Origin of the sequence: Bradyrhizobium genomosp. III (genome assembly GCF_000261705.1) — a bacterium.
GTDB lineage: Bacteria > Pseudomonadota > Alphaproteobacteria > Rhizobiales > Xanthobacteraceae > Bradyrhizobium > Bradyrhizobium ottawaense.
Genome location: NZ_AJQF01000217.1, coordinates 1 through 12328, shown reverse-complemented (window position 1 = coordinate 12328; position 12328 = coordinate 1). Strand labels below are relative to the sequence as shown.

At 66.5% G+C, this 12328-nt stretch carries 11 protein-coding genes and 1 pseudogene; 2 read left to right on the top strand and 10 right to left on the bottom strand.

Annotation, left to right across the window (positions count from 1 at the left end; all coding sequences use genetic code 11):
* Positions 1–9: 9 nt before the first annotated feature.
* From IC66_RS0118865 to IC66_RS0118855, 3 genes are all read right to left on the bottom strand, one after another.
* Positions 10–2247: a PAS domain-containing hybrid sensor histidine kinase/response regulator gene (locus IC66_RS0118865; RefSeq protein WP_038948656.1), complete on the bottom strand. Its 2238-nt coding sequence runs from the start codon at positions 2245–2247 to the stop codon at positions 10–12.
* A gap of 126 nt (positions 2248–2373) precedes the next feature.
* The gene (locus IC66_RS0118860; RefSeq protein WP_028139394.1) at positions 2374–2847 is read right to left on the bottom strand and encodes a hypothetical protein; all 474 of its coding nucleotides are present in this window, start codon (positions 2845–2847) and stop codon (positions 2374–2376) included.
* A gap of 97 nt (positions 2848–2944) precedes the next feature.
* The gene (locus IC66_RS0118855; RefSeq protein ID WP_038948655.1) at positions 2945–4483 is read right to left on the bottom strand and encodes a YifB family Mg chelatase-like AAA ATPase; all 1539 of its coding nucleotides are present in this window, start codon (positions 4481–4483) and stop codon (positions 2945–2947) included.
* 227 nt (positions 4484–4710) lie between these two features.
* Here IC66_RS0118855 and IC66_RS0118850 point away from each other — a divergent pair, with 227 nt between their 5' ends.
* Entirely contained in the window at positions 4711–4956 is a 246-nt protein-coding gene (locus IC66_RS0118850; RefSeq protein WP_011083489.1) for a PilZ domain-containing protein, read from the top strand.
* A gap of 179 nt (positions 4957–5135) precedes the next feature.
* Positions 5136–5909 carry a tetratricopeptide repeat protein gene (locus IC66_RS0118845; protein WP_028139396.1) on the top strand — a complete coding sequence of 258 codons (774 nt, stop codon included), beginning with the start codon at positions 5136–5138 and terminating at the stop codon, positions 5907–5909.
* Between the two features lie 21 nt (positions 5910–5930).
* On the opposite strand, the gene IC66_RS0118840 is transcribed toward IC66_RS0118845, so the two are convergent.
* The 7 genes and pseudogenes from IC66_RS0118840 to IC66_RS48345 form a co-directional block, all read right to left on the bottom strand.
* Positions 5931–7220, bottom strand: a complete 1290-nt coding sequence (locus tag IC66_RS0118840; protein ID WP_028139397.1) for an AAA family ATPase — start codon at positions 7218–7220, stop codon at positions 5931–5933.
* Complete coding sequence (locus tag IC66_RS0118835; protein WP_028139398.1) at positions 7217–7951, bottom strand: CpaD family pilus assembly protein; 735 nt, start codon at positions 7949–7951, stop codon at positions 7217–7219. Before IC66_RS0118835 ends, IC66_RS0118840 begins: the two co-directional genes overlap by 4 nt.
* Positions 7952–8006: 55 nt before the next feature.
* On the bottom strand, positions 8007–9524 hold the full coding sequence (locus tag IC66_RS0118830; RefSeq protein ID WP_028139399.1) for a type II and III secretion system protein family protein: 1518 nt from the start codon (positions 9522–9524) through the stop codon (positions 8007–8009).
* A 13-nt stretch (positions 9525–9537) separates the two neighbouring features.
* Complete coding sequence (gene cpaB, locus IC66_RS0118825; RefSeq protein ID WP_038948654.1) at positions 9538–10362, bottom strand: Flp pilus assembly protein CpaB; 825 nt, start codon at positions 10360–10362, stop codon at positions 9538–9540.
* Positions 10363–10827: 465 nt separating this feature from the next.
* A complete protein-coding gene (gene gshB, locus IC66_RS0118820; protein ID WP_038948653.1) occupies positions 10828–11772 on the bottom strand; it encodes a glutathione synthase in 945 nt (314 codons plus the stop codon).
* A 10-nt stretch (positions 11773–11782) separates the two neighbouring features.
* Complete coding sequence (locus tag IC66_RS0118815) at positions 11783–12184, bottom strand: YraN family protein (protein WP_038948651.1); 402 nt, start codon at positions 12182–12184, stop codon at positions 11783–11785.
* Positions 12171–12328 (bottom strand): annotated as a pseudogene (locus IC66_RS48345) (16S rRNA (cytidine(1402)-2'-O)-methyltransferase); the annotation flags it as partial. The gene IC66_RS0118815 and the pseudogene IC66_RS48345, both read right to left, overlap by 14 nt.

Genomic DNA, 12328 nt, shown 5'->3' with positions numbered 1-12328 from the left:
ATTTTCGGATCAGACGGCCAGCCGCCGTGACGCCGCCAGCCCTGCCAGTGCTTCGTCCAGCTTGTCGCGATCGAGCGGCTTGATCAGGAATCCGTTCATGCCCGCTTCGAAGCAGGCATAGCGATCCTCCACCAGCGTATTGGCGGTGAGCGCAAGGATCGGCGTGTGGTGGCCGCCGGTCGCCGCCTCATGCGTTCGGATTCGCTTCGTCGCCTCGATGCCGTCGAGCTGCGGCATCTGGATGTCCATCAGCACGAGATCATAGGGCGTGCCGGCCGATGAAGCGGCGAGCCAGGACTCCAGCGCGGCCTCGCCGTGGACGGCGATGACGACGCGATGGCCGAGCTTCGTCAGCAGCGAGCGCATCAACAGCGCGTTGATCTCGTTGTCCTCCGCGACGAGGATCGACAGGGCCTTGGTCGCTCCTTTGGCCGGCGTCGCGCCGGCAGCTTCCGCCGGTGGTTCCGGCGCCAGATCGGGCGAGGCCACCTCCGGCGTCATCGCAAGGCGCGCGGCGAGCGAGGCCGCCCGCAGTGGCTTCACCAGAAAACCGGTGAAGGCCGGGGACAGCTTTTCGTGGCGCGAGCCAGAAGTCAGCAGCACGAGGCGCTGCAACGCATGCGCGCGGGCCATTTCGCCCAGCTGGTCGGCCGCGGCAGGGCCGATCGCACGATCGATCAGCACCGCGTGCCATGAGCGTTCCGGCAGCAGCGCTTCGGCGACCGCGGCATCCGTAATCATGCAGGTCTGGCCACCCCAGCGCTCGAGGCGCCGCGCGATCAGCGAGGCCTCGATGCCGTCGGCGACGAGGAGCATCGACTTGCCGGTGAGGTCGGGACTTGGAAAGGCCGTCTGTCCCCCGCTGGCTTGCGACGGCGGAAGCGGCACCGCGATCTCGAAGGTCGAGCCTTTGCCCGGCTCGCTCGCGAGCGTGATCCGGCCGCCCATGCGCTTGACGATGCGCTCGCTGATGGAAAGGCCGAGCCCGGTGCCGCCATAGGTGCGGGCGACGCGCTCGTCGGCCTGCTCGAATTCGCGGAAGATGCGCTGCTGCGCCTCCGGCGCAATGCCGATGCCGGTGTCGCGGACCAGGAAGCTGACCTCGTTCGGCCAGATGCCGGGCTCGACGATCAGCGCGACGCCACCGCTCGCGGTGAACTTGATGGCGTTGCCGGCGAGGTTGAGCAGCACCTGGCGCAGCCGCGCGGCATCACCGACCACCTCAAGCGGCAGGCGCTCGTCGACATAGGCGGCGATCTCGAGCGCCTTGGCCTGCGCGCGGGGCGCGAGCAGCTCGGTGATCTCCTCGACCAGGGTCGAGAGCGCGAAGGGACGCTGCTCCAGATCAAGCTTGCCAGCCTCAATCTTGGAATAGTCGAGCAGTTCCTCGATCAGCGCCATCAAGGCTTCGCCCGAGGTTTTCACCGCCTTGGCATAGGTCGCCTGCTCCGGCGTCAGATTGGTGTCGAGCAGGAGGCCGCCCATGCCGATGATGCCGTTCAGGGGGGTGCGGATTTCGTGCGAGGCCATCGCGAGGAAGCGCGATTTGGCGCGGTTGGCGGCGTCGGCCTGGTCGCGCGCGTCGGACAGAGCGCGTTCGGTCTCGGTGCGGTCGGTGACGTCGCGCCCCACGCTCTGCAACTCGGCGGGCTGTCCGGCATCGAGGCGGACATAGCCCTCGCGCCAGGCGATCCAGCGCGCGCCGAGCGGGGTTGCGATCTTCTGGTCGTGGATGCGTGTGCCGCTGCTCTCGCGGGCGCTGTCACCCTGCTCCAGCACGTCGAAATCGAAGCGCGTGCCGACCAGCGCGCTGCGCGCCTGTCCTGCGAGCGCGCAATAGGCTTCGTTGGCAAAGGTGATGCGGCCATCGGTAGCGCGCAGCACGATGAGGTCGCCCTGCTGCTCGAACAGGCTGCGGGCGCGTTCTTCCGCCTCCTTCAGCTCCCAATTGCGATCGATCAGCGCCTCGTTGTGGGCTGCGAGGCTACGCAGCCGCTTGCCCACGAAACGCAGGCGCATGCTCAGCGTCGCAAGGCCGAGGCAGGCGAGCGCGAACAGGAAGCTCGCGCCGATCGCAAAGGTGTGGGGATCGTAGCCGGAGTTCTCGGACCGGCTGCCGGACACGAAGCCATAGGCGCCGCCGAAGGTCGCCGAGAAGATCATGAAAGAGCGGATCGCGAAAGCGATGCGGGGATGCTGTCGCCTGAAGCGGCGCATGCGCACCTTGATCCGGAACGTCCGACCCATCGCCACCGACCCCGACTCTTCTTCGAAATACCGCCACCCGCCGTCTGCGACGATGTCGCGCCGACCTTGCGAACAGCTTGAGGCTTTGGCGCTGCCTCCAAACAGGGTTGACCAGGTGTTAATGGCTCAGAGCGAGGCGGCCTGGAGCGGGAGCGGGCGATGGCCGCCATGGGCGCCGACGATCAGCGCCGCGGCCTCGCGCTGCGAGAACGACTTCGAGCGCACATAGATGCGGTAATCCGCCGGCCCTTCGGTGGAGAGATAGATCACCTGGCCGCCATCGACGGGCTGAGCGGCAATCGAGACAAGGCGCGTCGAGGGATTGGCCTGACAGGAATCCGGCTCGGAACCGAGACCGTCGTCGACCACGGCGAAGTCCGCAGTATCGGCATCGTCGGTGATCTGAACCCGCACCGTGGCCCGGGCGGGATCCTCGGTGAAGGCGACATGGACGCCGGCGGTCCAGAACAGGGAGGTGAGCTCGACCGAGGTTTCGCCGAGGGCGATGCAGGGATGCGACACCGATCCGATCTCCGCGCGGGCGAACACCGCAGCCGCCAACAAGGGAACAACCGAGGCCAGGATCTTGAAACGCAACATGACACTCTACTCGCCGAGGCCCCGGGGAACTCATTGGGCCTTATGGTTTGCAGAGCGTAAAGGAAACTCGTTACCGCCGGGTTGATGCGCGGAATGATCAAGCCATCTGGCGCACATCCTCCGCGAGTGCGCGGTAGGACAGCGCTTCGGCGAGATGCAGCCGGCCGATCTTGTCGGCGCGATCGAGGTCCGCCAGCGTGCGCGCCACCCGCAGCACGCGGTGATAGCCGCGCGCCGACAGCCGCATGGTCTCGGCGGCGTCGCGCAGCAATTTGGCGCCTTGCGCGTCCGGCTTTGCGATCTCCTCCAGCACAGAGGCAGGAGCCTCGGCATTGGTGCGGACACGGGGCAGGCCGGCATCGGCATAACGCGCGAGCTGGATGTCGCGCGCCGCCGCCACGCGGGCGGCGACTTCGGCGGAGCCTTCTGCCGGTGGTGGCAGGATCAGATCGGCCGCGGTTACGGCGGGCACCTCGATGCGCAGGTCGATACGGTCCATCAGCGGGCCGGAGATGCGCGCCTGGTAGTCGCCCGTGCAGCGGTCGACGCGGCCGCGCTTGCAGGCATAGCCCGGCTCGAACGCGTTGCCGCAGCGGCACGGATTCATCGCCGCGACCAGCATGAAGCGGGCAGGGTAAGTGACGCGATGATTGGCGCGCGACACCGCGACCTCGCCGTTCTCCAGCGGCTGCCGGAGCGAATCCAGCACGCGCGGATCGAACTCCGGCAATTCGTCGAGGAACAGCACGCCCTGATGTGCCAGCGAGATCTCGCCGGGCTTTGCGCGCATGCCGCCGCCGGTGAGCGCAGCCATGCTCGCGGAATGATGCGGCGAGCGGAACGGCCGCTTGACCGTCAGCGCGCCGCCCTCGATCTCGCCGGCGACGGAGGCGATCATCGAGACCTCGAGCAGTTCGCTCGGTGACAGCGGCGGCAGGATCGAAGGCAGGCGCGCCGCCAGCATCGATTTGCCGGCCCCGGGCGCCCCGATCATGAGCAAGTGATGCCCGCCGGCGGCGGCGATCTCCAGCGCGCGCTTGGCGCTTTCCTGGCCCTTGATGTCGCGCAGGTCGAGCGTGGAGGCGGCGGGCTCATGCACCTTCGGTGACGGCCGCGACAGCACCTGGGTGCCCTTGAAGTGGTTGGCGATCTGGATCAGCGAGCTTGCCGCGATGATCTGGATGTCCGGGCTCGCCCATGCCGCTTCGGAGCCGCACGAGGCCGGGCAGATCAGCCCTTCCTCGCGCATATTGGCGCCGAACGCGGCGGGAAGAACGCCGGCCACGGGCGCGATCGAGCCGTCGAGGCCGAGCTCGCCGAGCACGGTGAAGCCGGTCAGCGCATCCGGCGGGATCGCGCCGATCGCCGCCATCAGGCCGAGTGCGATCGGCAGGTCGTAATGGCTGCCTTCCTTCGGGAGGTCGGCCGGCGCCAGGTTGACGATGATCCGCCGCGCCGGCAGCGCCAACCCTGAGGCAATTAGCGCCGAGCGCACCCGCTCGCGCGCCTCCGACACCGCCTTGTCCGGCAGGCCGACGATCGCGAACGCCGGCAGGCCAGGCGCGACCTGCACCTGCACGTCGACCGCGCGGGCCTCGATCCCCTCAAAGGCGACGGTGGAAACCCGCTGAACCATGCTCAAACCAGCCTGCCCTTTCGCACAATTAGGGGTAGCAGAGGCAGGCCCGCTCCGCAAGAACAATACGGGAACGATCCCGGAGGGTGAGCAAGCCCTAACCAATCGTAAACACCACGCCGACACTAAGCCTCGAATGCCGGCTTCTGTCCTCAGCACATTCCAACGAATGTCCGCTATTCCTGAGGCTGCGGGATGGGCCGTGGTCTAACGGGTGAACAATTCAAATGCTTGCAAATCGCCGGAGAAGCGAACGTCGGGTATGCAGCCGGCTCGCCAAGATCCATTTTGGCGCGGGCTCGCTGCCGCGGGACTGCACGATCACCGATATTTCGGATGGCGGCGTGAAGGTGGTGGCGGAATTCCTGGAAGTGCCGCCGCAATTCACCATCATTTTCGCACCTGATTATTCCCGCCAATGCCGCCTGCGCTGGCGCATCGGCTGCGAATTCGGTGCCGAGTTCACCGACTAAAGCGCGATGCGATGAGGACCAATCGTCGTCGCGCTTTAGGTTGTTGTTTAAGCATGATCTTTCCGGAAAACCGCTGCGCACTTTCCGGATCATGCCTTGAGGTCACACAGGCCGCGTCCTTAACGGGACTTTAGCGTTAATCGGTAAGCATCTCTGATCAGTTGCCGAGTGATCAGAGTATGTCCAAGCGTTCGTCCCTCGCCTCTCCCCCGGCGAGATTGCTGCTTCCCGCACTCCTGGTGCTTGTCCTCGGCGGTTGCCAGACCGCCGGCATCGAGGATGTGACCGGTGCGCTCGGTGTCAGATCGGAAACGGCGGTCAAAGCCGACGCCAAGCCAGAGATGGACGCCTTGCGCGAGCGCTATCGCGCCAAGCCCAGTGATCCCAACGTTGCGCTCGCCTACGGCAAGGCGCTGCGCGAGACCGGCCAGCGCGCGCAGGCGGTTGCGGTCATGGAGCAGGCGGTGCTCGCCCATCCCAGCAACAAGGCGCTGCTCGCCGGCTATGGCCGCGCGCTCGCCGACAGCGGCAATTTCCAGCAGGCCTTCGACGTCCTCAGCCGCGCGCATGCGCCGGAGGATCCGGACTGGCGCATCCTGTCGGCGCAAGGTGCGGCGCTCGATCAGCTCGGCCGCAACGAGGAGGCGCAGCAATATTATGCCGCGGCGTTGAAGATCGTGCCGGACGAGCCGACCGTGCTGTCCAATCTCGGCCTGTCCTATATGCTGCAAAACAATCTGCCGAAGGCCGAACAGGTGCTCGGCCGCGCTTATCAGCGCAATCAGAACGATGCGCGGGTCCGCGCCAATCTCGCGCTCGTGCTGGGATTGCAGGGCCGCGAGGCCGAGGCCGAAATCCTCGTGAAGGCAGATTTGCCGCCGGACCAGGCCGCGGCCAAGGTCGCGGCGCTGCGGCAGCTGCTGGCGAAGAAGCAGCAGCGGGCGGACAAGTAGTCCGCCCCTTTTGGTGTACGCTTACGACGCCTTGCGATGCGGCGCCGAGTTGCGGCTTGACTTGCCCTTCAACTTCTTCAGCAGCGGTCCGAGCAGCGAGCGCTTCGGCTTCTTCACCTCGCCGCGGCCGGCGAGGCGGTTCGCCATGTTCTGGAACAGCTCGGTGGTGCGGTGGTTCTTGGAGACCTCCGCGATCATCTGGCCGTTATTGGCGGCGGTGGAGAACAGCTTTGAATCGAACGGGATCACCGCGATCGGCTGGCTTTCCATGGTCTTGGCGAACGCCTTGACCTCGATCTCCGCGCGCTTGTGCATGCCGACCTGGTTGATGCAATACAGCGGCGGCCGGTCGTTCGGCCGCGCCGCCTTCAGCACGCTCAGCATGTTCTTGGTGTTGCGCAAATTGGCGAGATCGGGCTCGGCCACGATGACGATGTCGTCGGCGTTCACCAGCGCGCGCCGCGTCCAGCCGGACCATTGGTGGGGAACGTCGAGCACGATGCAGGGCGTGGTCATGCGCAGCGTGTCGAACACGGCGTCGAAAGCTTCGGCGCCGAAATCGTAGACGCGGTCGAGGGTGGCAGGCGCCGCGAGCAGGCTGAGGCGCTCGGTGCATTTGGAGAGCAGGCGCTCCATCAGCGCCGTGTCCGGCCGGTCCTGCGACAGCACCGCGTTGGCGATACCCTGCACCGGGTCCTGGTTGTAGTCGAGGCCCGCGGTGCCGAAGGCGAGGTCGAGGTCGATCACGACGGAATCGAGCGCGAGGTCACGCGCAATGGTCCAGGCCAAATTGTGCGCGACGGTGGAGGCGCCGACGCCGCCCTTGGCGCCGACCACCGCGATGACGCGGCCGGTGATGATGGCCTCGGAGGCCGAGAACAGACTGCAGATGGAGCGGACGACGTCGAGGGTTTCGACCGGTCCCACCACATAATCGTTGACGCCGCGGCGTACCAGCTCGCGATAGGGCGCGGTGTCGTTGGGATTGCCGATCACGACCACGCGTGTGCCGGGGTCGCAGACGCCGGCGAGGTCGTCGAGTCCCTCGAGGATGTCGCGCGTACCGTCGGATTCGATCACGATCACGTTCGGCGTCGGCATCGATTCATAGACTTCGATCGCCGCGGCAAGGCCACCGTCCTTGGCGGTGAGGTGCGCCTTGGCGAGCCGGCGGTCCTGCCCGGCCGCGGTTACCGCGGCCAGCGTCTTCTCGGTCTCGCAAAAGGCCTGCACCGAAATGCGGGGAACCGGCGCAATGTGTTCCTCGGGGTGCTGCGGATCGTCCGCTTCTTCGTCGTGGATGCCCGTCATTTGCCTGTGTCGCTGAGCTTGGCCCTGTCGGCCTCGGAATTGGGAGTCGAGATCGCAGTGCCCTTGCGGTAGCGATCAAAGGCGATGTCGCGCCGCGCGGTATAGGCCGGCGTCTCGGATCGCGGCTGCTCGAGGTCGGCCGGATTGTCGATCATCGCGGCGAGATTGCGCTGGCTGGCGCAGCCCAGATTGAAGTAGGGCCGGTTCTCGTTGTAGCCGGGATCGAGGATGTTGGGGCCGAGGTCTTCCGGCCACAGCCCGCAGGGGCCGGCGACCGCGGCGATCTTCGAATAGCTCAGGCGGATGGTGGGCAGCAGCCCGGGATCTTCAGGGCGATAGGGATGCTGGACGATGGCACGCGACGGCACGCCGCCGGATGCGAGCACGGAACGGATTTCCCGATAGGTCGCAGCCGCCGCGCGCGAATTCGCAGCGTCGACGGGAACGTCGACGACGACGGAGCCGGTGCCTTCGCGCACCCAGTCCCGGGCGATGCCCGCGACGTCCGAATGCTGCGCGGCCGACAGGCCGCCCCTCGCCTTGCCGACGAAGATCACGATCGACTTCTTGCCTTCCTGCACCGCGATCGGGTGGCGCTGGCGATAGTCGGTCGGCACCGTCTGGGTGACGATCTCGCCGGTGGTGTTGCAGGCGCCCAGCATGACGGAGAGCCCCGTCAGTGCCAGCGCGACGCCTAGATTGCGACGTCGATCGGCTGTGGTCTTCGTCATCGCTTCGTCCCCTCTTGCCCCGATTCCCGCCCCGTTCCCCAGCCGTCCGTTCGTCTCAGTCGATGATGAAGCCGAAATCGCCGGGCGCGCCGGCGATCGGATCGACGCGACGCGCGATGCCATAGAGGCGGTTCATGCGGCCGAGCAGTGCGGTCTGCGCGTCCGAGGCCGGCGCGAAGCCGTCGTCGGGCCGCGCCAATTCCTTCTGGGCGACCGCGCGCACCACATAGGGCGTCACGATCACCATCAGCTCGGTCTCGTTGTTGACGAAGTCCTGGCTGCGGAACAGCGCGCCGATGATCGGCACCTGGTCGACGCCGGGCAGGCCGTTGATCGCCTGCTTGGTCTGCTGCTGGATCAGGCCGGCCATCGCCATCGAGCCGCCCGAGGGAATTTCCAGCGTCGTCTCGGCGCGGCGAGTCTGGATCGAGGGGATGGTGATCGAGTTGCTCGAGGTCGAGGACACCGCCTGCGTCAACGTGATCGAATTCGTATTCGACAGCTCCGAGACCTCGGTCATCACGCGCAGGCTGATGCGACCTTCGCTGAGCACGACGGGAGTGAAGTTCAGGGAGATGCCGAACTTCTTGTAGGTGACCTGGGTGGTACAGACGTGGGTGACCGGATCGCAGGAATAGCCTGCCGGGATCGGGAATTCGCCGCCGGCGATGAAGGTGGCGGATTCGCCCGAGATCGCGGTCAGGCTCGGTTCGGCGAGCGTGCGCATGACGCCGGCGCTTTCCATCGCGCGCATGGTGGCGCTGACGGTGGCGACGCCCTTGGCGAGGCCGGCGACGCCGAGCCCGTTGCTGCCGACGATCGGTCCGCCCGAGACCGAGAACGGGTTGGAATTGTTGAAATTCACCACCGCGGTGCCGGCGTTCAGGCTGGCGCTGAGATCGACGCCGAGCTGCTTGACGATGTCGCGGCGCACTTCGCCGACGACGACCTTGAGCATCACCTGGTCGCGGCCGCGCACGACGATGCTGTTGACGACCTTGTCCGAGCCGCCGACCAGTTTTGCGGCGACCTCGCCGGCCTGCTGGGCCTCGACTGGGCTCGACACCGATCCGGTCAGCATCACGCTGTCGCCGACGCCTTCGATCTGGACGCCCGGCAGCGACTGGCGCAGGGCCGCGCGCATGCCGTTGAGGTCGCGCTTCACTGCGATGTCATAGGAGGCGACCTGCTGGCCGTCGGCGGTGAAGAACACGACGTTGGTCTGGCCGACCTGGCCGCCGATGATATAGGCGCGCTGGGCCGAGCGGATCACTGCATTGGCGATCTTGGGATCGGCCACCAGCACGTCCTTGACCTCGCGCGGCAGGTCGATGACGACGGATTTGCCGACGCCAAGCGAGAGAAAACGCGTCTTCGCCGACGCGATGGTCCCGACCGACGACACGCCGAGATCCGGTGCCTGCATCGGCGCCTGGTCGCCGACCGGCGCATCCGTCGCGCTGACGAGGTCGGGGGCTGCGAGCAGCCCCAGCACCAGCATCGTCCCCGTCCAGAACGAGCGCGTGCGCTTCCCCCGAAGGCGCAGGCCCATCCGATCATCCCCGTAGTTCATGCTTTCCCCATCATCACTTCTGTGACGTCAATTGCCGTGCCTGCACCCCGTAACGGATCACGTTCACGCCGCCCGCACGCTTGATCCCCTGGTCCTCGGGCGTGCCGTCGACTGCGTTGGCATCGACGATGCTCCGCAGCGCGAGCTGGAGCGTGCCGCCCTGGCGCGCGGCTGCGAGGACAGCGACCTGGTCGGGCCGGAGCTCGAGCGTGACGGTCTTGCCGACGACGGCGTTCTGGCCGTCCTTCTCCTTCGGCGCCTGGTCGATCGCGAGCACGCGAATGTTGGTCAGGATGACCTCGGACAGGACGAGGTCGTTGCCGCCGGTCGGACCGTTATTGTTGTTGGCGCCGTCGGGGTTCTTCAGACGGCGGGTCAGGACGATGTCGACGCGGTCATTCGGAAGGATGAAGCCGCCGGCGGCGGTCTCGGCTGAAATCTCGGTGGAAACGGCGCGCATCCCGGCGGGCAGGATCGCGGCCATGAAGCCGGAGCCGTCGGCCTTGACCAGCTTCTGCTCGCGGATCGGCTCGCCCTGCATCAGGGGGACGCGGGCGATCGAGCCGGCAATCTGGGTCTGCGCCTCGGGCCTGCTGTCGCGGCGAATGAAGGCACTGCTCGCGGTCGCCGCGGGCCAGGACTGCCATTGCAGATCCTCGGGCTTCACGGCCTGGCCGAGCCCGATGTCGTTCTTCGCGATCAGCACCTCGACGGTCGGCAGCTTCTCGGCGACGGGGAGGGCGGGCGCGGGCTTGTTGTCGAAGCCGCTCGCCAGATATGCAGCGACGCCGCCGGCGCCCAGCGCGATGACGAGTACGACAATGCGTGCGGTGTTCATACGCTTTTACTCTTACGCGGGTCACTCGAACCGCACCTGGCGGGTTCCCCGTGTCGATGAGTAGGGAGTAAAAGTATAAGGGGTGTTGCGAGGCCGAATGCGATGGCCGGCCTCGATGCTGGTTTTCGGCAGATGGTGAACGCGGCGTTATCCGGTCGGCCAGCAGCCCCGTAGATTCACGCAGTACGGAACGTCCGTTCGAATGACATGCGCGGCGTCATGGTGAACGGGTGGTTAGTGGTGTGTGGGTGCGATCATGCCAATGAGATCGCAGCGCGCTCCACAACATCGGTGTCGTCCCGGCGAACGCCGGGACCCATAACCCCAGGGAGCAGTTTGACGAAGATTGAGCGCCCGGTACCGCGACCAAGCTCCCCGGATAGATTCCGCGGTATGGGTCCCGGCGTTCGCCGGGACGACGTTGAGGAGAGTTCGCGCGCTCCGCAACGTCATCATTGCAGAGTGCTACTTCGCCCGCTTCTGTTCGATCACGTCCCAGACCTTCGCCGCAACATCGGGGCCGCCGAGGCGCGCGATGGCGCGGATGCCCGTCGGCGAGGTGACGTTGATCTCGGTGAGGTTGCCGTTGATGACGTCGATGCCGACGAACAACAGGCCGCGCTCGCGCAGCGCCGGTCCGACCGTGGCGCAGATCTCGCGCTCGCGCGGGGTGAGCTCGGTCTCCTGCGCCGCGCCGCCGCGCACCATGTTGGAGCGGAGGTCGTCGGCGGCCGGCACGCGGTTGACGGCGCCGGCGAACTCGCCGTTGACCAGGATGATGCGCTTGTCGCCGTGCCTCACCTCGGGGATGAATTGCTGGATCACCCAGGGCTCCCGGAACGTCACCGAGAACATGTCGAACAGCGAACCGAAATTCATGTCCTGCGGCATCACGCGGAACACCGCCGCGCCGCCATGGCCATGCAGCGGCTTCATGACGACCGCACCATGCTTGTCGCGGAACGCGTTGATCTCATCTAAGTCGCGCGAGATCAGCGTCGGCGGCATCAGCTGCGGAAAATTCATCACGAACAGCTTTTCCGGCGCGTTGCGCACCGAAGCGGGATCGTTGACCACCAGCGTCTTCGGATGGATGCGCTCCAGAAGATGCGTCGAGGTGATGTAGGCGAGGTCGAACGGCGGATCCTGGCGCAGCAGCACCACGTCAAAGCCGTTCAGCGCCTCGCGCCTGGGCTCGCCGAGCGTGAAGTGATCGCCCGGCTCGTCGCGCACGGTCAGGAGCTGAACCGGCGCCACGATCTCCTCGCCGACCATCGAGAGCTTGTCGGGCGTATAATAGGACAGGCCGTGGCCGCGCTTCTGCGCCTCCAGAAGCAGCGCAAAGGTGGAATCGCCCTTGATGTTGATGCGGGCGATGGGGTCCATCTGGACGGCGACGTTAAGTTTCATGGTCTGCCTTTCAGGTCGAGGCGTCGAATGCCGCCAACACATGGCGCGGAAGTGTGCGCGGCGCAATCAGCATGGCGTCGAATCGCAATTCGAATTCGGCATGCTCGGGATGCGCCACGAGCCAGCCTTGCGCGGCGTCGATGATGCGCTGCTGCTGGCGCGGCGTCACGGCGAAGGCCGCGTCATCCAGCGTGGCCCGCGCCTTGACCTCGACGAAGGCGATCAGATTGCGGCGGCGTGCCACGATGTCGATCTCGCCATGCGGGGTGCGGTAGCGCTTTGCGAGGATGCGGTAGCCCTTGGCCATCAGATAGGCCGCTGCGCGGCTCTCCGCGGAGATGCCGGTGTGAAACGCGGCGACGCGTTCGGGCGAGGCGACCTTCGGTTCCACCGGGACCTCAGTCTTCGCCATCGCCGCCCCTTAAGTCTTTTGCAAGCTCGAGCGCGCGGGCATAGACCTCGCGGCGCGGGCGGCCGGAGAGCGCGACCGCATGCGCCACGGCATCCTTGACGCTGTGCGCGGCAAGCTGTTCGCGCAACAGACCGTCCAGCGCAT